This is a genomic window from Ruegeria sp. R14_0, assembly GCF_017743975.1.
Lineage (GTDB): Bacteria > Pseudomonadota > Alphaproteobacteria > Rhodobacterales > Rhodobacteraceae > Ruegeria.
The window spans coordinates 209,877-230,482 of the sequence record NZ_JAGHRC010000006.1 but is presented as its reverse complement, the minus strand read 5'-3'; the positions used below and the strand labels follow the sequence as shown (position 1 = coordinate 230,482).

At 57.8% G+C, this 20,606-nt stretch carries 14 protein-coding genes; 6 read left to right on the top strand and 8 right to left on the bottom strand.

What is annotated here, in order from left to right; all coding sequences use genetic code 11:
* Nucleotides 1-4 precede the first annotated feature (4 nt).
* Genes nirB through J7416_RS17175 form a run of 3 tightly spaced genes read left to right on the top strand, consistent with a single transcriptional unit; the run spans nucleotide 5 to nucleotide 5,420 of the window.
* Nucleotides 5-2,440 carry a nitrite reductase large subunit NirB gene (gene nirB, locus J7416_RS17185; protein WP_209226527.1) on the top strand — a complete coding sequence of 812 codons (2,436 nt, stop codon included), beginning with the start codon at nucleotides 5-7 and terminating at the stop codon, nucleotides 2,438-2,440.
* Nucleotides 2,437-2,769, top strand: a complete 333-nt coding sequence (nirD, locus tag J7416_RS17180; protein WP_209226526.1) for a nitrite reductase small subunit NirD — start codon at nucleotides 2,437-2,439, stop codon at nucleotides 2,767-2,769. The genes nirB and nirD overlap by 4 nt, the downstream gene beginning before the upstream one ends.
* Nucleotides 2,769-5,420 carry a nitrate reductase gene (locus tag J7416_RS17175; protein ID WP_209226524.1) on the top strand — a complete coding sequence of 884 codons (2,652 nt, stop codon included), beginning with the start codon at nucleotides 2,769-2,771 and terminating at the stop codon, nucleotides 5,418-5,420. Before nirD ends, J7416_RS17175 begins: the two co-directional genes overlap by 1 nt.
* 39 nt (nucleotides 5,421-5,459) lie before the next feature.
* On the opposite strand, the gene J7416_RS17170 is transcribed toward J7416_RS17175, so the two are convergent.
* Nucleotides 5,460-6,359 (bottom strand): LysR family transcriptional regulator, encoded by a 900-nt coding sequence (locus J7416_RS17170; RefSeq protein ID WP_209226522.1) that lies wholly within the window; start codon nucleotides 6,357-6,359, stop codon nucleotides 5,460-5,462.
* Between the two features lie 116 nt (nucleotides 6,360-6,475).
* Here J7416_RS17170 and J7416_RS17165 point away from each other — a divergent pair, with 116 nt between their 5' ends.
* The 3 genes from J7416_RS17165 (at nucleotide 6,476) to J7416_RS17155 (ending at nucleotide 11,711) form a co-directional block, all read left to right on the top strand.
* Nucleotides 6,476-7,096 carry a glutathione S-transferase gene (locus J7416_RS17165; protein ID WP_209226520.1) on the top strand — a complete coding sequence of 207 codons (621 nt, stop codon included), beginning with the start codon at nucleotides 6,476-6,478 and terminating at the stop codon, nucleotides 7,094-7,096.
* 36 nt (nucleotides 7,097-7,132) lie between these two features.
* Entirely contained in the window at nucleotides 7,133-8,758 is a 1,626-nt protein-coding gene (locus J7416_RS17160; protein ID WP_209226519.1) for a pyridoxamine 5'-phosphate oxidase family protein, read from the top strand.
* A 160-nt stretch (nucleotides 8,759-8,918) separates the two neighbouring features.
* Nucleotides 8,919-11,711, top strand: coding sequence for a bifunctional aconitate hydratase 2/2-methylisocitrate dehydratase (locus J7416_RS17155; protein ID WP_209226518.1), 2,793 nt, complete (start codon nucleotides 8,919-8,921; stop codon nucleotides 11,709-11,711).
* Nucleotides 11,712-11,756: 45 nt separating this feature from the next.
* On the opposite strand, the gene J7416_RS17150 is transcribed toward J7416_RS17155, so the two are convergent.
* The 7 genes from J7416_RS17150 to J7416_RS17120 form a co-directional block, all read right to left on the bottom strand.
* Nucleotides 11,757-13,340, bottom strand: coding sequence for an ATP-binding protein (locus J7416_RS17150; protein WP_209226516.1), 1,584 nt, complete (start codon nucleotides 13,338-13,340; stop codon nucleotides 11,757-11,759).
* Nucleotides 13,328-14,014 (bottom strand): response regulator transcription factor, encoded by a 687-nt coding sequence (locus J7416_RS17145; protein ID WP_209226514.1) that lies wholly within the window; start codon nucleotides 14,012-14,014, stop codon nucleotides 13,328-13,330. Before J7416_RS17145 ends, J7416_RS17150 begins: the two co-directional genes overlap by 13 nt.
* A gap of 162 nt (nucleotides 14,015-14,176) precedes the next feature.
* A complete protein-coding gene (locus J7416_RS17140; RefSeq protein WP_209226513.1) occupies nucleotides 14,177-16,273 on the bottom strand; it encodes a VIT and VWA domain-containing protein in 2,097 nt (698 codons plus the stop codon).
* Nucleotides 16,270-17,709 carry an exosortase T gene (xrtT, locus tag J7416_RS17135; RefSeq protein WP_209226512.1) on the bottom strand — a complete coding sequence of 480 codons (1,440 nt, stop codon included), beginning with the start codon at nucleotides 17,707-17,709 and terminating at the stop codon, nucleotides 16,270-16,272. The genes J7416_RS17140 and xrtT overlap by 4 nt, the downstream gene beginning before the upstream one ends.
* 97 nt (nucleotides 17,710-17,806) lie before the next feature.
* Entirely contained in the window at nucleotides 17,807-18,730 is a 924-nt protein-coding gene (locus tag J7416_RS17130) for a hypothetical protein (protein ID WP_209226510.1), read from the bottom strand.
* A 6-nt stretch (nucleotides 18,731-18,736) separates the two neighbouring features.
* Nucleotides 18,737-20,050, bottom strand: a complete 1,314-nt coding sequence (locus tag J7416_RS17125; RefSeq protein ID WP_209226509.1) for a TRAP transporter large permease subunit — start codon at nucleotides 20,048-20,050, stop codon at nucleotides 18,737-18,739.
* A 4-nt stretch (nucleotides 20,051-20,054) separates the two neighbouring features.
* Nucleotides 20,055-20,588 (bottom strand): TRAP transporter small permease, encoded by a 534-nt coding sequence (locus J7416_RS17120; protein WP_170464674.1) that lies wholly within the window; start codon nucleotides 20,586-20,588, stop codon nucleotides 20,055-20,057.
* Nucleotides 20,589-20,606: the final 18 nt, after the last annotated feature.

The following is a 20,606-nucleotide window of genomic DNA, read 5'->3' as shown; positions in this document are numbered from 1 at the left end:
ACCCATGAAACAAAGACTTGTTGTCATTGGCGCAGGGATGGCCTCGGGCCGGGTGTTGGAGCACCTGACCGACGCTGCGCCCGATGCGTTCGACATCACCCTGTTCAACGCCGAGCCACGCGGAAACTACAACCGCATCATGCTCAGCCCGGTTCTGTCGGGCGAGAAGACCTATGAAGAGATCGTCACCCATGACGACGCCTGGTACGCCGAGCGTGGTATCGCCTGCCGTTTCGGTGAAAAGGTGGCCAAGATCGACCGCGAAATGAAGGTGGTCGAGGGGGCCAACGGACATGTTCCCTACGACAAGCTGGTGATCGCGACGGGTTCAAATCCGTTCATTATCCCTCTGCCCGGTCATGATCTGGAAGGTGTGATCGCCTATCGCGATCTGGAAGACACCCAGCAGATGATGGGCATGGGCCCGGACAACAAGGTTGTCGTGATTGGGGGCGGCCTGCTGGGGCTTGAAGCAGCCGCGGGCATGGCTGCGCATGGGGTCGATGTGACCGTGGTCCATATCATGGGCCACCTGATGGAGCGTCAGCTGGACGAAGCCGCTGGCTATCTGCTGAAGAAATCGCTGGAAGAAAAAGGCATCAAAATCTGCTTGCAGGCGAATTCAAAGGAGATCATCGGGCAAGACGGCAAGGTTCGCGCGTTGCTGCTGGATGACGGGACGGAGCTGCCCTGTGATCTGTTGGTCATGGCCGTGGGCATTCGACCGAATACGGCGCTGGCCCAAGAGACCGGGCTGGCCATAGGGCGTGGTATCCATGTGGATGACCAGATGCTGACCTCGGACCCGGACGTCTACGCCGTGGGCGAATGCGTCGAACATGATGGGGAAGTCTTTGGCCTTGTCGCCCCGCTTTACGATCAGGCGAAGGTGGTGGCGCAGGTCTTGTTGGACGAAGAGGCCACGTTTGCGCAGAAAACCCTGTCGACCAAGCTAAAAGTCACCGGCTGTGATCTGTTCAGTGCTGGCGATTTCGCTGACGGCCCGGGGCGTGAGGACATAGTGTTTCGCGACCCGTCGCGCGGTGTCTACAAGCGGCTGGTCATCGAAGAGGATCGTCTGGTTGGCGCGGTCATGTATGGCGACACCGCCGATGGCAGCTGGTTCTTTGGCCTGATCAAGGACGGCACCAGCATCGAAGAAATGCGAGAAACGCTGATCTTCGGGCCAGCGTATCAGGGGGGCGATACCGCGGACCCTCTCTCAGCCGTTGCAGCATTGCCGCCTGAGGCGGAGATTTGCGGCTGCAACGGCGTATGCAAAGGCAACATCGTCGAGGCGATCAACGCAGGTGCCAGCGATCTGGGCGCTGTGCGTGCAAGCACCAAGGCCAGCGCCTCGTGCGGGACATGCACGGGGCTGGTTGAGCAGGTTTTGCAAGTCACTCTGGGCGACGAGTTCCAAATGCCAACGGCGCAACCGATCTGCGGCTGCACCGACCTGACGCATGAGGATGTGCGCCGATTGATAAAAGGGCAGGAACTGAAAAGCCAGGCCGCCGTCTGGCAGGAGCTCGGCTGGAAAACGCCCAATGGCTGCCATGTCTGCCGTCCGGCAATCAACTACTACCTACTGGCAGATTGGCCGCTGGAGTATCAGGACGACCCGCAAAGCCGCTTCGTCAACGAACGCAAGCACGCCAATATCCAGAAGGACGGTACATTCAGCGTTGTGCCGCGCATGTGGGGCGGGATCACCACTCCCGAAGAACTGCGCGCCATTGCAGATGCTGCCGACAAGTATGACGTACCGACCGTCAAGGTCACGGGTGGTCAGCGCATCGACCTGCTAGGCGTGAAGGGTGAGGATCTGCCTGCGATTTGGTCGGACCTAAATCAGGCCGGTCTGGTCTCGGGGCATGCCTATTCCAAAGGCCTGCGCACGGTGAAAACCTGCGTCGGGACCGATCATTGCCGGTTTGGCACGCAGGACAGCACCGGGCTTGGCATCAAGCTGGAGAAAATCCTGTGGGGGTCGTGGACACCTCACAAACTGAAGCTGGCTGTGTCCGGTTGCCCCCGTAACTGTGCCGAGGCGACTTGCAAGGATATTGGCGTGGTCTGCGTGGACTCGGGCTATCAGATCAGCATCGGCGGGGCTGCTGGTATGGATGTGAAAGAGACCGAGCTGCTGTGTCAGGTGCCCAGCGAAGACGAGGCCATAGAGGTTGTGATGGCTGCCACCCAGGCCTACCGCGAAGGCGGTAAATACTTGGACCGTCTGTACAAATGGCTGGGCAAGGTGGGCATGGATTGGGTCAAGGCGCAGGTCGTGGACGACCTTGAAAACCGCGCTGCCTTGGTCGAACGGTTCGAGCTGTCGCAAAGCATCTACCGCAAGGACCCGTGGGCCGAACACGTCAAAGAAAAAGCGCAGACCTACGCGCCAATTGCAGATTTCACACTGGAGGCCGCGGAATGAGCTGGATCGACATCGGACATATCGACGAGGTCCCCTTGCGCGGGGCGCGTCTGGTTAAAACCCATATCGGCTGCATCGCCGTCTTCCGCACCGCCGAGGCCGAGGTGTTCGCAGCCACCAACAGCTGCCCCCATAAGGGCGGGCCGCTGTCCGAAGGCATCGTGCATGGACAGTCGGTGACATGCCCCCTGCACAACTGGGTATTCGACCTGAACTCCGGCGAAGCGCAAGGCGCTGACGATGGCCGCATAACCACCTATCCCGTGCGTCTTGAAGACGGGCGCATCCTGCTGGATGACAGCGCAGTTGCCCGGCGGAGCGCAGCCTGATGGATGGCACCAGCCTGCCTGAAGTTCGCTCGACCTGCGCCTATTGCGGCGTTGGTTGCGGTGTTCTTTTGCGGCCCGATGGCACCGGAGGACTGGCGGTGCGGGGAGACCCGGATCACCCAGCGAACTACGGGCGTTTGTGTTCGAAAGGACTGGCCTTGGGTGAAACCGTCGGGCTTGACCACCGATTGCTGGCCCCGCGTGCGTTCGGTCAAGACACAAGCTGGGACAACGCACTGCAACTGGTGGCCGATCGATTCACGGCCACCATCAAGGAACACGGGCCGGACAGCGTGGCATTCTATGTCTCCGGCCAGTTGCTGACCGAGGATTATTACGTCGCCAACAAACTGATGAAGGGGTTCATTGGTTCGGCAAATATCGACACCAATTCGAGGCTTTGCATGGCCTCAACCGTAGCAGGGCATAAACGCGCTTTTGGCGCAGATACGGTTCCGGGGACTTATGAGGATCTCGATCAGGCCGATCTGGTCGTGCTGGTGGGATCCAACCTCGCATGGTGCCATCCGGTGCTTTACCAGCGGGTCTTGGCCGCGCGGCAGGACCGCGGAACAAAGATTGTCGTGATAGACCCGCGTCGGACGGCCAGTTGCGATCAGGCCGATCTGCATCTGGTGCTGAATCCGGGCAGCGACGTATCCTTGTTCAATCAACTGCTACGCAAAATCCACGAAGGAGGGCATGCTGACCCGAGTTTTCTGGAACGCACCGTTGATTTCGCAAAGGCCATCAGCACGGCTGAGCAGGACGATCCAGCGGTCACGGGGCTGCCTCCTTCAAAAATCAAAGCTTTCTGCGATCTCTGGGTCAAAACACAGCGTGTCGTAACCGTCTTCAGCCAGGGCGTAAACCAGTCCTCAAGCGGTACGGACAAGGTTAATGCGATCCTGAATTGCCATCTTGCTACGGGTCGCATTGGACGGCCCGGTATGGGCCCGTTTTCGGTCACCGGACAGCCCAACGCGATGGGTGGTCGGGAAGTCGGCGGCTTGGCCAACATGCTGGCGTGCCACCTTGATATTGAAAACGCAGATCACCGCAGCGCCGTCCAAGACTTCTGGAAGGCGCCATCCATGCCAGTGAAACAGGGGCTGAAAGCCGTGGACTTGTTTCGCGCTGTTGAAACAGGTCAGATCAGAGCACTTTGGGTCATTCACACCAACCCCGCGGTCACGATGCCCGAGGCTGATCGCGTGAAGGCAGCAATCGAAAACTGCCCATTCACGGTTGTTAGCGACCTTACGGCGCAGACAGATACCGCCCGACTTGCTGACGTACTGCTACCGGCCGCGGGCTGGGCCGAAAAAAGCGGCACTGTCACCAATTCAGATCGCACAATCAGCAGACAACGCGCTGCTTTGGAACCTCCGGGGCAAGCGCGGGCGGATTGGGATATCCTAGCCGAAGTCGGCCGCCGCATGGGATGGAATGACGCATTTGACTATTCCTCACCAGCCCAAATTTTTCGCGAACATGCCGCCCTATCATCCATCGCAGGATCACTGGGCAAAGACTTCGACATTTCTGTTTTTGCAGAGATTGACGACGAAGACTACGCCGAATTGGAACCGACACGCTGGCCGGTGACAGTCGGAAAAACTGGCGGGCGCTACTTTGGCGACGGGCAGTTTTTCCATCCAGACGGAAAAGCCCGTTTCGTACCCGTAACCCATCGGCCACCCAAAGCGGAACCGTCTGCGCACTATCCGTTTCTATTGAATACCGGTCGCAACCGGGATCAGTGGCATACAATGACCCGCACAGGCCTGTCGCCCCGCCTGTCAACGCATTTGGCTGAGCCCTTTGTCGACGTGAACCCCGACGATGCCAGTCGCCTGAACCTAAAACCCGCCGATTTGGTCGAAGTTCAAAGCGCCATCGGACAAGGCATCTTCCGGCTGCGTATCACAGACTCTGTCGCACCCGGTCAGGTTTTTGCACCGATCCATTGGACGGGCGAAACCGCACCATCCGCACGAGTGGATGTGCTGGTGCCCAGCGCAACAGACCCTATTTCTGGTCAGCCGGAAAGCAAGGCAGCGGCCGTGTCTATTCGGCCGATGAAGGCAGCTTGGTACGGGTTTGCGGTGTCGTCCAGCGCGGCAGTTTTCACAGCTGATTATTGGGCAACCGTAAAAACTGGCCAAGGCTTCAGGACCGAATTGGCCGGGTGTCAACCCGTCGCAGATTGGGAAAGCACCGCCCGAGAGTGGTTCGGTTTGCCGGGTGCTTCATGTATCTTGGTGGAAGACCAACAACGAGGGTCCTTTCGCATTGCCTTCTCAGACGGGCAGCACGTTTTGGCAGCACTGTTTGTTTCCCGCAAACCAGTGACGCTGATGCGAGACTACCTTGCGACTTTGCCAGAGGTCGGGCTCCAACAGATACTGTCCGGTCGTTCTGTTTCTGACGAAGAAGATCGTGGGCCAATCGTCTGCTCGTGCTTCGGTGTCGGGATGAAATCCATTATCCATGCAATTGAAGATGGGCTGGCCCTGGATGTGGAAACACTTGGCAATGCCCTTCAGGCGGGAACAAATTGCGGTTCCTGTCGGCCAGAGCTTTCCGATCTGATCAATGAGCATTCCGAAAAGGCGAACAGGAACACAAGGCAACGCGAGCGGGTCTAGGTCATTGCCCACAACGAAAATCCAAAAAACAGACTTGGATCACGCACCCGCGTTACAAATCAGATCATCGGCGGCCAGGTGGTCGATCAAGGCGCGCACACGGGTCGTGAGGCGGCGGTTTTGCGGAAACAATGCAGCAACCACGAAAGGCGTCACGCGGTGTTCGGGAAAAAGTTCAACCAGTTCGCCGGAATTCAGCGCGCTGGCCACCGTGTAGGCCGGACATCTGGCGACGGCCACACCCGCTGCTGCCAGCCGGGCCGCAGCAGCCGGAGCATTTGCCTGAAACCGCCCTTTGACCGGGATGGCCACGTCCTCTCCGTTGATGTCGAACCGCCATATCGCCGTGTCGCTCATGGTGCCGTCCAAAACGCATTCATGCTGGGTAAGCGCCCCAGGCTGTGAAGGCGTACCCGCCTGCCGCAGATAGTCGGGCGAAGCACACACGATCAAAGGCATTGGCCCCAACTGGCGAACACGCAATGAACTGTCGCGCAACGGACCGATCCGAATGGCAAGGTCCAGACCTTCTTCGATGATCGACACCCGACGGTCCGACAGGTTCAGATCAATCTCGACTTCGGGGTGCTGCTTGGCAAAGGCAGCAAGCGACGGGGCCAGTCGTATCGACCCAAATCCCGTGGGCGCTGAAATGCGTATCACACCGCGCAAGGATTGCTGGGCATTTCTGACCGTCTCTTCCAGTTCGTCGAAACCATCCAGCAACGGCTCACACATTGCCAGATAGGTGGCCCCGGCTTCGGTCAACGACACGCTCCGCGTGGTTCGGTTCAAAAGCTGGACGCCCAGCGAGTCTTCCAAATCCGCCACATATTTGCTGACCAGCCGTGCCGACCGCCCCAGCCGTTGGGCCGCCCGGGTGAACGAGGCATTCTTTGCCACCAGCGCAAAGGCGCGCATTCGATCAATTTTGTCCATGTCTATTGCGCCCTTTCAGGTCTTAATCTTTCGCCAAAAGTGGCGATTATCATCTGAATTGGCAAGCGCTACTTATCCCCCCAAGACATCAATTTGATCATGACAGGAGCCTTCAGATGGCCAACACAGTTCGCATCCACCACTTTCCGCTGTCCGGCCATGCACACCGCGCGTTGGTGTTCGCTAAACTGGCCGGGATCGCACACGAGGCCGTTTTCGTCGATCTGGCCGCAGGCGCGCATAAATCGCCCGAGTTTCTGGCCATGAACCCCGATGGGCAAGTGCCGGTCCTTGAAGACGGCAAAGTTGTGGTGTCTGATTCCAATGCCATACTTGTCTATCTTGCGCGATCATACGCCCCGGATTGGATACCAACCGACGCAGTGGATGAGGCCGCGATGCAGCGCTGGTTAACCCTTGCAGCCGGTGAAATTGCTTTTGGTTCCTGCGCGGCAAGGCTGATCACCGTCTTTGGCGCTCCGCTTAACCCAGACTTCGCAGCCGCAACAGCGGCCAAGGCCTTACAGAAACTGGAACGGGGACTGAACGGCCGGGATTGGCTGGTCGGTGATCGGCCGACCATCGCGGACGTTGCCGCCTATTCCTATACCGCTCATGCGCCCGAAGGGAACGTCTCGCTCGACCCATACCCCAACGTTCGCGCATGGATCGCGCGGTTCGAGGCGTTGGACGGGTTTGAACCAATGCCCACCACCGCCGCTGGCCTCGTCGCCTGAACGGCCAAAGCGCAGCCTGCCAGGAAAGGAAACATCATGTCCCGCTCAGATATTCCGTTTCACGCAGGCGAATTGGCGGCGCAACATCGCGCAGGCGCAGGCCATATCGCCGAGCAGGCCGCGCCGTTTATTCGGGATTTCATGCCTGACCAGCACCGAGATTTCTATCAGGCTCAGCCCTTTCTGGTCGCCGCCTCTGGTGACGCAGAGGGGCGCGTTTGGGCCACGATCATCGAAGGCCCAGACGGCTTTGTTGAGGCATCCGATCCCCGAACGCTGGAGCTGAACACTCACCTTGATCCATCGGACCCGCTGGCGCAGGCCTTAGGCAACGGCGCCGATATTGGCGTGGTCGGAATTGAATTGGCCACACGCCGCCGCAACAGGCTGAGCGGTCGGACTCGGCCAATCGAAAACGGGCTTGCCATCGATATCCGACAAACCTTCGGAAACTGCCCGCAATACATCAATGAGCGAGATTGGTGGCGTGTCGCGCGAAACAAGGATGCAAAACCCGTTGTTTCGGACCACCTCAGCCCAGCGCAGATCGCGCACATAACCCGGGCAGATACCTTGTTCATCGGCTCTGGGCGACATGGTCCGCAAGGGCTCGCATCCGATGGGTTTGATGCCTCGCATCGTGGGGGAGAGCCTGGATTTGTCCGCGTGATTGGTCCCAACCAACTGCGGATCCCGGACTATTCCGGCAACAACTTTTTCAACACGATTGGAAACCTTCTGGAGGATCCGCGCATCGGGTTGCTGTTTGTCGACTTCGCGAGCGGTGGGTTGCTGCACTTGACGGGCCGTGCCGAGATCGACTGGACGCCGGCAGAGGCACAAGATCCAAACATCCTGCGCATGATCGACGTACAGGTCGACGCAGTAGTCGAACGGCCAGAGGCGCTGTCGCTGCGGTGGTCAGCGCAACCGGCGTCATCGACAAAACTGATGGTGGCGGACAAGGTCAAGGAAGCCGAGAATATAACCTCTTTCCACTTTGTACCTGCAAACGGGCACGCGCTGGCCTCTTTTCAAGCGGGCCAGCATCTACCCATTGCGCTCGACATTCCGCATCTAAAAACAAAAGTGCGGCGGACATATTCACTTTCGGGCAATCCGGGCAATGAGCACTTTCGGATCACCGTCAAGCGAGAGCCCCAAGGCGCAGCTTCGACATTCCTGCATGACAAGATCGAGGTAGGTGACGTTATCGAGGCTCGGCCCCCTGCTGGTGATTTCGTGATCCCTGAAGGCAATAACCCTTTGGTTCTGGTCAGTGCAGGTGTCGGCCTGACCCCGATGGTGGCCATGCTTTACCAGAGCGTTCAGCAAAACGGCGACCGCCCGGTGTGGTTTGTTCACGGCGCGCGCAACGGCCACCATCACGCCCTGCGCGACGAAGTAGACCAGTTGATTGCAGCGAACCGCAACACGGGAAAGCGTGTCTATTACAGCGCCCCGGTCAGTACCGATCAATTGGGCCGGGATTTCGATGTCCAAGGCCGGATCACTGCAAACGAGCTGTTGGCGCTGTGTGCAGGCGATGACGCTCAGTATTTGTTGTGCGGGCCTGCCGGTTTCGTAACTGGGCTACAGACAGGGCTCGAAGCAGCAGGTGTGCCAAAAAGTCAAATTCACTTTGAAACCTTCGGGTCCTAGACCCCACGACAGACCGACCAAAATCCGCGATTTCCGCATTTTTAAAGAACCGGTGTCTTGAAACCGCAGCAGGAAATGTATACCGGTGTATACAAATCTTGATCGTGGTGGCTGGCCTCGCCTCACCACACCCGATGACACATACAAAGCGGAAACAGCCATGAGCCAGTATTCAGACTACTTGGATGAAATCGAAGCACGGAAAGAACAAGGGCTTAGCCCAAAACCCATTGATGATGCTGCGCTGCTCAAGGAAATCATCGAGCAAATCAAAGACGCCGATCATCCGCACCGCGCGGATTCGCTGCACTACCTGATCTATAACACGCTGCCCGGTACAACCAGCGCGGCAAGTGAGAAGGCGCAGTTCCTGAAATCGATCATTCTTGGCGACGAAGTCATCAAAGAAATCACGCCGGACTTTGCGTTTGAGCTGTTGTCGCACATGAAAGGCGGCCCTTCGGTCGAGGTCCTGCTTGATATCGCTCTGGGTGATCAGCAAGACATTGCCGTTCAGGCAGGCGAGGTTCTGAAAACGCAAGTATTCTTGTACGAAGCCGACACGGACCGCCTGAAAGCAGCCTATGACGCTGGTAACGCCGTTGCCGCAGATGTTCTGGAAAGCTATTCCAACGCCGAATTCTTCACCAAGCTGCCCGAGGTCGACGAAGAGATCAAAGTCGTCACCTATATTGCTGCAGAAGGCGACATCTCGACCGATCTTCTGTCGCCCGGCAACCAGGCGCATTCGCGTTCTGACCGTGAACTGCACGGCAAATGCATGATCTCTGAAGCGGCGCAGAAAGAGATTGAAGCCCTCAAGCTTCAACACCCGGACAAGCGCGTGATGCTGGTCGCCGAAAAAGGCACCATGGGCGTTGGCTCGTCGCGAATGTCGGGCGTAAACAACGTGGCGCTTTGGACCGGCACTCAGGCCAGCCCCTATGTGCCTTTCGTCAACATCGCGCCTGTTGTCGCCGGTACCAACGGCATTTCACCTATCTTCCTGACCACCGTTGGCGTGACAGGCGGGATTGGTGTCGACCTGAAAAACTGGGTCAAGAAAACGGATGAGGACGGTAAGCCGATCCTCAACAACGATGGCAACCCGATCCTTGAACAACGCTATTCGGTCGAAACCGGCACCGTTCTGACCATCAACACAAAAGAGAAAAAACTCTACAGTGCTGATGGCAGCGAAGAACTGGTCGATATGGCCGGGTCATTCACGCCGCAAAAGATGGAGTTCATGAAGGCAGGCGGTTCTTATGCCATCGTCTTCGGTAAGAAACTGCAGACATTCGCATGTGAGACACTGGGTGTCGAGCTCAAGTCCGCCTTTGCGCCATCCAAAGAGATCAGCCACGAGGGTCAGGGCCTGACCGCGGTTGAGAAAATCTTCAACGCCAACGCTCGTGGCGCAACGCCGGGCAAAGTCCTGCATTCCGGTTCGGACGTGCGGGTCAAGGTCAACATCGTCGGCTCGCAAGACACCACCGGCCTGATGACCAGCCAAGAGCTTGAGGCTATGGCAGCGACCGTTCTGTCGCCCAGCGTTGACGGTGCCTATCAATCGGGTTGTCACACGGCTTCGGTCTGGGACAAGAAAGCTCAGGCCAACACCCCGCGCCTGATGGCATTCATGCACAAGTTCGGTCTGATCACAGCGCGCGACCCCAAGGGCGTATACCACTCGATGACAGACGTTATTCACAAAGTGCTGAATGACATCACGGTCGACGACTGGGCCATCATTATTGGTGGGGACAGCCACACGCGTATGTCCAAGGGCGTAGCATTCGGCGCTGACTCGGGCACCGTCGCACTGGCCCTGGCCACAGGGGAGGCGACAATGCCGATCCCTGAATCCGTCAAGGTGACCTTCAAAGGTGAAATGGCCCCGCACATGGATTTCCGTGATGTGGTTCACGCGACGCAGGCGCAGATGTTGGCCCAACACGGCGACAACGTGTTCCAGGGGCGGATCATCGAGGTTCATATCGGCACGCTGCTGGCGGACCAGGCCTTTACCTTCACCGACTGGACGGCCGAGATGAAGGCTAAGGCGTCGATCTGCATCTCGAACGACGAAACGTTGATTGAATCATTGGAAATCGCCAAGTCGCGTATCCAGATCATGATCGAAAAAGGCATGGATAATGACGTTCAGATGCTGCAAGGCCTGATCGACATTGCCAACCAGCGCATTGCGCAGATCCGCTCGGGTGAGAAACCTGCCCTGCGCCCGGACGACAATGCCAAGTACTATGCCGAGGTCGTGGTTGATCTGGACCAGATCGTCGAGCCGATGATTGCAGACCCGGATGTCAACAACGCCGATGTGTCGAAACGCTATACCCATGACACCATCCGCCCGATTTCTTTCTACGCGGCGGAAAAGAAGGTAGACTTGGGCTTTGTCGGCTCGTGCATGGTGCACAAGGGCGACATCAAGATCGTCGCTCAGATGTTGCGAAACCTCGAAGAGGAAAACGGCAAAGTCGAATTCAAGGCACCGCTTGTTGTGACCGCGCCCACCTACAACATCATCGATGAGCTGAAAGAAGAAGGCGACTGGGCCATCCTGCAGAAATACTCGGGTTTCGAGTTCGACGATCTGTTCCCGAAACAGACCGCGCGGACAGAGTATGAGAACATCCTCTACCTCGAGCGTCCGGGTTGTAACCTGTGTATGGGCAACCAGGAAAAGGCCGCCAAGGGCGACACGGTTCTGGCCACGTCGACCCGCCTGTTCCAGGGCCGGGTTGTGGCAGACAGCGAGACGAAAAAGGGTGAATCCCTGCTGGGCTCGACCCCGGTTGTCGTTCTGTCGGCGGTCTTGGGCCGGACACCCACGCTTGAGGAATACAAGGTTGCGGTCGACGGCATCGACCTGACCAAGTTTGCGCCGCCGGTGCAGGTTCCTGCGACCTCGCGCTCGGTCCATTTCTAAGATCATTTCGGGCGCGGCATACTTCGCCGCGCCCGGCCTTTTTCGTCAGGACGAGCTGCCCGACGAACCAAAAGACAACCGGAAAAAAGCCCCGCTTTCAACCGGTTCCGCGCGTATGGTGGCGCCCACCTGATCCAGCACTGCCGCAACTATGGCCAGCCCCATGCCGGTGCCCCCCGCATCGCGTCGCGTGGTAAAGAACGGCTGGATAATCCTGTCATGGTTCCGAGCAGAAATCCCGGTGCCATTGTCCTGAACGGTCAGACTGTCAGATGCGGGATCGTAGCTGATGTCGATTTGCGTGGCAGAGTGCTGCTGCGCGTTCTGCAACAGATGGTGCAGCACGATCTGGCTTTGATCGGGCGACAGCGGCATCGTTACCTGCGCCGCTGAATGCAAATTGACAGTCAAATCACTAAACGCACCGGCTGCAACCGTTACACTGTCTGCAAGCGTTGATTGCGCCGGGCCGGTCTGCGCCGACGCGCGCGCCAGTTCACGCAACCGTTCCAGCAGCGCGTTCATGCGCAGGCTTTCTTCCTGAATATTACTGACCAGCTTCTTGTGCCGATCCCCCGACGTGTCGCCGCCTGCGTCGGCCAGCAATTCCGCCGCGCCCAGAATAGCCGTGACCGGAGACTTTAATTCATGCGTGACGTGGTTCGTGTAAGTTTCAATCGCCGCGGATCGGTCCGACAGGGTCGATGCCATTGACACAACGTTGTTCCCCAGATCGGCAAGCTCGCGCACGCCATAGTGACGAACCGGATCGGGCACCGGTTTCAGCCCGGTTGCCACATCCCGGCTTTGCGCGCTGAGATCGCGGATGGGCTTGGAAATCAATCGCCACATCAAATAGCCGACCAATGCCGCAGATAGCGCCATGAACGCGGCCACTAAGCCCAGCGTATAACGCTCTTGAAACAAGAATTTCCGCAGGTCCATGGGTGTGCGCGAAAGGTATACCGCTCCGATAACGCGGTCGTCGACGATGACGGGGTGCGCAACGAACACACGATAAGACGTGTCCCGACTGATCGAGTTCAAAAGATGCCGGTTGGTCTGATCATCGCGATAACGCAGCAGTGTGACAGTCTCACCCTGCAACGCCTTTGTCACTTCGGGGACATCGCCCAGCGATCCTGTGACCTCTCCGCTGCTGGCAACGATCTGGCCGGAGTGGTCCAGAAACAAGTATCCCGACAGCGTCGTTTTTCTGGCCGACGCTGCCAAGCGGGACAGATCGCCTGCAATAGCGTCATAGGGCAAACCAAGGTCTGAGCCCGTTTCGACGGGATCGGGACGCGGGGGTGCAACCCAACCTCTGAACAAGTCCAGACTGGGTGGAACGGGATGAAAATCCTGCGCAAGTCGCTCAATTTGATCAGGGGTCAGTTGGTACCCAATTTCCGGTGACGACTGCTGTTGGGCAAAAGCCGCCGCATAGAGTTCCGCAAAGATCGCGGCCTGCGCCAGCAAACTTCGTTCTGTTTCGCGGACGAACTGGTTGCTGGACAATCTTGCACCCAGAACACCAAGGACCGGCAGAGCGACCAGAGCGCAGCATACCAAAGAGATCACAAGCGCCAGCGACGGCCGCCATTTCTGGGTGACCTTCAACACCGGCATTCACCCAGCTTGACCCCAACACCATGCACCGTCTGGATCAGATCCGGGTATCCGGCCACCCGCGCCTTTTGGCGGATGTTCCGGATGTGACTGTCTACCGTTCGGCCCGAAAGATAGGTGTTCTGCCCGTAGACCTGTTCGATCAGCTGAGACCTCGAAAACACGCGGTCTGGTGATTTTGCAAGTGTCGCAAGGACCGAAAACTCGATCCCGGTCAACTGAAGCTCAACGTCGGCCAGGCTGCAGCGGTGGGCGGTTTCATCCAGCCGCAGATCATGGACCACAATGGCCCTTTCAGTCTGTGCAGAAGCGGCCGAGCGGGCAAGGATCGCTCGAATGCGCAGCACCAGTTCGCGCGGACTAAACGGCTTGGTGACGTAGTCGTCACCCCCAAGCTGAAAACCCAGAATGCGATCAATCTCTTCATCCCGCGCGGTCAGAAACAAGATTGGGACGTCCGAGGTCCGGCGGATTTCCCGGCAGGTCTCTAACCCGTCCATGTCTGGCATTCCGATGTCCAGAACAATCAGGTCGGCCGGAGCTTCGCCATGCCGGGCGAGCGCTTCAAGACCAGTTGCCGCTTCGACTGTCGTAAAACCGGAATCCTCAAGCGCAAAGCGAACGACATCGCGAATGCGGGCATCGTCATCTGCAATCAGGATTTGGTTTACCATCGTGTTCAGTCGTCGATTTTGTATGCGTGTTTCGATCACAGATCACACTGCCGCTGGAACGGTCAAGTGGAGGGTTCGCCCTACCGTGGTATTGCGGTACCCGCCATGTGATATCGCCATCCAGCCACCAGGCGTCTGTGCGCAGTTTGTATGGGACAAAAGTCATACTGCTTTCCTCCGTGTGCGGGAAAGGCGCAAGGCACCCAAGGCCATCAGGGTGATGATCCCGAAAATGGTCTGAGGCTCAGGCGCAGATGATCCGCTAAACCCGGTGTTTGGATAAGCGTGCGCGCTGACACCGGCCACCTGCGGCAATGGCACTGCGGTCTTCGATGCCGGAATACCGCTATCGTTCACAACCGCTTTGGAAACCGCCACGAATGAGGTGTAGCGCGTCTGCAGATTGAACAGCAGACCCAATTCCGCGATGCGTTCTTCCAAATGCTGTTCATCACCATCCTGAACCGCGATGGCCCGGTCCAGATCCGCGATCTTGTTGCGCGCCCATGTCAGCGGGATCGCAGCACCACGCGACGCGGCGCTCGCCTCGGTGGGTTCTGTTGGCAGGTCCACCTTCAAGGGCATGCTGGCATTGCGCCCCTGAACCATCCCATTGACCTGAACATCTGCTGAACCCCCGCCTTCATAGCGGGCCAGAACCCGAACCGAGCCGCCATCAAAAAGATCGGGTATACGCTGAGGCACAACATCGGTGACCTTTAAACCGCCCCAGTCGATTGCGATGTCCGTCAGGACCGGCGACTTCAGATCCCGCGCCAGCGTTTCTGCCACGTCCGAAGCATCTTCGGTGGGATCGACATAGCGTGCAAACCCGCGTCCCTCGTCCGCCATAGCATCAAGAAGATAGCGGTTGACGGACGTGCCGACCCCAAAGGCATAAATACGCGCGTCGCCGATTTGTCGGCGGATTCTGTGCAGGACACCTGCCTCGTTGCCGATATAGCCATCGCTCAGGAACACAACGATCCGCAGCGTGTCGGCAGGTTGACGGGTCTCAAAGGCGTAGCGCATGGCATTGTCAATCTCGGTCCCACCACTGGCGCTGAGGCTGCGCACAAAACGTTGACCGGCGGCAATGTTTTGACGCGTTGCAAGCACTGCTTCGGTCGCAAACTCGGACGCTGAGGAAGAGAACCGAATAACGCGAAAGTAGTCCTCGGGGCGGAGGCCTTGCAGCGCGGCCTTCATGAACCGTTTGCTTGCATTCAAAGGAGCACCGCTCATGGACCCGGACGTATCGAGGACAAAGACAAGCTCACGGGCTGCAATCTGATCCGCTTCGGGCAGTTCCGGCGGTTCGATCATCAAGGACACAAACCCGCCCCGTTCGTCATAGTGCGAAAGGATACCGGCGGTTGTGTCTTCTGCCCCAAGCTCATAGCGCAGAATGACGTCCCGGTTGTCGATCTCGCGGCCATCCAAAAAGTCGGCCGAAACCCCATCATCGCTTTCAGTAACGTTCAGTTCGTGCGTTGCACTCGTGAAACTGGAAATCGGAACTGCGGCCGCGAGTGACAGATCAAGCGAAACCCGTTCAGGATCGATCATGTCCGGAATCGCCAGGCCGGAAACAGGCGGATACGTGGGAAGGTCAGATACCAGCCAGCCGCCTGACTGCGTCGTCTTGGGCCGCGTGTCATCAGTGGAAAACTCAACCAGAAAAGGATCGCCGGGGTCATCGGGCTGAGGTACAACTCCTTGATAGCGCGGACCCACGACAAGGGGCAAAACCAGCTCATACGCGCCGTCAACTTTGGGAACGGCCTGCACATAGCTGAGCGTGACCGAAATCGGCTGCCCTGGCATCAGGTTGGCAATGTTCTGAGTGAACATGTTCGGACGGTGTTGTGTCAGCAGGGCTGCTGCTTTGCCCTCCTGCTCGGCGTCCTCAAAAGTCTGCTCAGCCTCGGCTTTGCGCTGGATCTGGGCTGCGACCACCTCATCACCAACCTGCATCTCCATCGCATAGACCGCCGCGTTTTGATTGAGCGGAAACAGGTACTCTGCCGACATGGGCAAGTCCGAGGGGTTGGCAAACACCTGCCGCACCTGAACCGTCGCCATATCCCCTTGAATATCGACCTTGAGGTCCGATTTCAGCAGCGGCATGTCCACCGGCCCTGCGGCAGTCAAGCCGACAACGCGTCCCGCTATATCATCATCTGTTTGGGCAGATGCGCCATGAGTCCAAATCCCGGACAGCGCAAAAACCGTCACGCAAGCAAAAAATCGTATCATTTGTCCGTTCCTTCTATGAGTTGAATGTCAAGAGAAGCCAAAGCTGCAGCGCCCAGCGCAGCATCCATCTGTGGGTCCAGATGCCAGGGAGTGATCCTTTGAACGCTGCTCCAGGTGCCGCCTGAACCGGCCATCCAGTGCCAGATCGCCTCGCCTACGCTGGGGGTGATTTGCCCGCCCTCTGACACGTAGCTGACCGCGACGCGCCAACGATCGCCGTCTGGGCCGACAGCTTGATAATAGGCGGTGGGGGCGCGGTCGTAGCGGGTGCCAAGAAAGCGAACTTTGAAGCCCAATCCGCGCAGGCAGATTTCTGGCGCGTGCAGATGCCTCAGTGGCGCCCGCGTGCTGACCACATTCAATCCAAGCGGACCGAATTGGACCTTTTGCGCCTGCCCACCATAGGTTTCGAAATACGTGGCCTCCAACGGCGTCAGCGGTACGCTCTGCGCTTTGAATCCATGAATCTGCCTTGGCATTGCCGGAACTTGAACCATACCGGAGACATCTACAGGTTCGGGTTTCAGCGAAACGATTGTGAAACTGGCCAGCAGACAGATCGCAGCGACAGGCAATGACAGGCGGACAGGCGCAGAGCGCTGTGAACCGCGTACACTGGCGCTCTCCGGGCGGTAAAACAACGCAGACGGCAGTACGGTAAAACCCAGAGACATCAGGCCAATCAGCGAATGCCAAGGCTCTGCCATAACATCCAACTGATTGACCAAACCAATCGCCAGAAATGAAATGCGCAGGCTGTTTCCAATGACAGCGCAACCAGCCATAACCGCTATGCCCAGAACAGCGGTCACCACACGAGGGCGCATGATCGCGTTCTGGGTCACGACAAAAGCCATCGACAGCAACAGGCCCGACGCCCCGGAACACGGCAGATCCACCAGGATATCCTGACTTTCCAAAGTAATTCGCACGCCTTCACAGGCCACGTTTGGAAACAGAAGACTTAGCATCTGGCACGAGATGTCTGCCGACACCATCTGCAACGGAAATCCTAAAGTCCGCTGCAAGATTACTTCGGTCGGCAGCGCAAACAGAAACAGGACGGCCATCCAAAACGGCGACAGGGCAAACGGTCGTTGATTCAGGCGCAGGAGCCGCACCAACGCAAAGACGTCCACGGCAATGGCCAGTGCGCTAAGGATATTGATCGCCAGCACCTGCCCCAACAACCGGATCAGGGCTGCGCTGAAGAGTAGAGCCAGTACCGGGGCGTTAGCGCCTTTTCCGGTTGCGGGACCGCTGAGCAAGCTGACGCAGGCCAGACCGAGGATCAACAGAACATAGAGGTATCCGTATGACCCGTAAGCTGGACTAACCCAGCTTTGGACAAGCCACTGCAAAGGTTGGGCGGCAAGGATCACTGATGCCAAAGCCATCGCCATCCAGGCCAGAGTTTCTGTAGCAGGTTTCTTCATACCCGCAGGATCGCGGGTGATTGCGCACTTCCCCTGCCCAAGTTGTGCAGATTTTCATGATATGCAAATGGCTACCCGTCTGAACGTCCTTGGCGTCCTACAGCCGCCCCTGGTGCAAACGGCGCATGACCAATGGCGTCAGGTACATCGGTATCTGATATGCACTGATGAATACCAAAACAGGCGCTGTGATCTCGGGTGGCAATGCCAGTAAAAAGATCGCAACATTTCGATTTCCTGCGATCACCGAAACGGCCGTGACTCTGTCTGCCGCCATTCGTTTGCGTGCCAGAAAGAAGGCAGCCAATTGCGCTCCGAAATTTATCAGACAGGCAAAAATCACCCAAAACAGTGCGATGGCCGGATTGGCCAACGCCGTTGCCGCCAATGTGGGCATGAGGCCGATCACAAAAACCGCAAAAGTAATCGTCGCCAGGCCTTCCAGGTTCTTCAGAGCCGTTTCTGACGGAGACCGGAGAAAGGTCCGTCGCACCAGAACTGCCGCTATGGTCGATACGGCGATGGTTAGGAACAATCGAAGCACCGCCATTAACACGGATCGAATATCCCCCAGTTCGGGCATCAGCAGGAAAACGGGAAAAACGGTCAAAGGTAAAACGGCGGTTCCGATCACCATCAAGCGCAATGCAAACTCCGCCGGTTGCCCCATCATCAGACACATATTTGCGCTGCCTGCAATCGACGGGGCCGACGCCATGATGAGCAAAGACAGAAAAACCGGTGAGCCCGTCCAACCGCCGACCACTCCAATCGCGACGAGCGTCAACGGAATAGCAAGTTGAAAGACTGCCGCGGTCTTTGTCACTTGTCGCAGGTCCATCAAAGAACCGACAAACAACGCTGGATCAATGCGCAGGACCGTCAGAAACAGCAACAGCGCGACCAGCGGAGGCAGCAAGGCGCGCATAGGCTCTGCCAAGCCGGGCAACAACAACCCGGCGACCAGTCCCATGACCAGAACATAAGGACCATGGCGGGCCGCCAGGTGAAGCGGGTTCAACTTTCGTTACCCGCCGGGGCTTTGTCGCAGGTTTTCTGGCAGCCAAGTGGCGAGTTCAGGGAACCAGATCAGGACAAAGACCATCAGCACCATGATCAGGAACATCGGGATCGCCGCACGGGCGATATAGCTCATCTCATGGTTGGTCATGCCCTGCATCACAAACAAATTGAACCCGATCGGCGGTGTGATCTGCGCCATTTCGACGACGACTACAATAAAGATCCCAAACCAGATCAGATCGATACCCGCATCGCGGATCATCGGTTCCACCACCGCCATCGTCAGCACAACCGACGAGATACCGTCCAGAAAACAGCCGAGGATGACGTAAAAGACCAACAGAACCATAAGCAGCTCGAACCTCGTCAGCTCCCACCCGGCGATCAGATCGGCCAGACCACGCGGCAGGCCGGTGAACCCCATCGACAGTGACAGGAACGCGGCCCCGGCAAGGATCAGCGCGATCATGGCGCTGGTGCGCGTGGCCCCCATCAGGCTTTCGGTAAAGGTCTTCCAAGTCAATGACCCCTGCCCTGCGGCCAGCAGCAAACCTCCGATCACGCCGAAAGCGGCCGCTTCAGTCGCCGTGGCATAACCCAGATACATCGACCCGATCACCACCATGATCAACAGGATGACGGGCAGCAGAAACCGCGAATTCTTGATCTTTTCAGAGAAGCTCAGCTTGTTTTCGGTGTTCGGTTTCCAGTCTTTCCCGAGTTTTGAGTAGATCGCCACATATCCCATGAACATTGTAGCCAGCACCAAACCGGGCAGGATGCCGGCAAAGAACAGCTTGGTGATCGATTCATTAATAGTGACGCCATAGACGATCAACGTCAGCGAGGGCGGGATCATCAAACCCAACGTGGCCGCGCCCGTGAGCGTGCCGATGATCATCCGTTCAGGGTAATTGCGTTTGCGCAATTCCGGGATCGACATCTTTCCCACGGTTGTCAGCGTTGCCGCCGACGATCCGGAAACGGCTGCAAAAACCGTGCACCCAACGATGTTCGTATGCACCAACCCGCCGGGCAAAGGCGCCATCCAAGGGGACAGGCCCTTGAACATGTCCTCGGATAATCGCGTTCGGTACAGGATTTCGCCCATCCAGATAAACATCGGCAGCGCGGTCAAGGTCCAAGACGACGATGCCGACCAGATCGTGGTGATCATCACGTCACCGACGGGTCGCGTCGTGAAGAGTTCCATCCCGACCCAGGCGACGCCCATAAGCGCCAGTCCAACCCAAACGCCGGTGCCCAGCAAGGTGAACAGAACAAAGAGGAAAAGGATAATGACAGACAGGTTTTCCATGCTCTCACTCTCCGTGGCTCTGATCGGCCAGGTCGCGGACGATACGGTGATCGCCGCGGAACAGCACGTGGATCAGATGATCCGTTAGGGCGATGGCAAAAATCACCGCACCAATCAGCATGGTCGATTGCGGAATCCACAATGCCGTTTTGTCCTGACCCTGGCTGACATCATTGAACTTCCAGCTCCAGTAGACAAAGCGGTAGGCGTACCAACAGAAATACCACATGACGGCAGCACCGATGGCAAAACACCAGATTTCAAGGATGCGGCGCACCTTATCGGGCACCGCGTTCAGCAGGATTGAAACACGAATGTGGCTACCCCGGTTCAGCGCATTGGCAAACGCCAGGAAAGAAGCCGCGGCCATGGCGTAACCTGCATAGTCAGGCGCACCGGGAAAGACCTCACCGGTCCAGCGGGCCAGCATTTGCACCACGATCAATAGCAGAATTGCGATCAGACTGAGCGCAGCCAAAACCCCCGATGCCAGGTAAATGAAATCCAGTACGGACCTGAGCCCTCGCAATGCCGCCATGCTGTCCCCGCTGTGTTG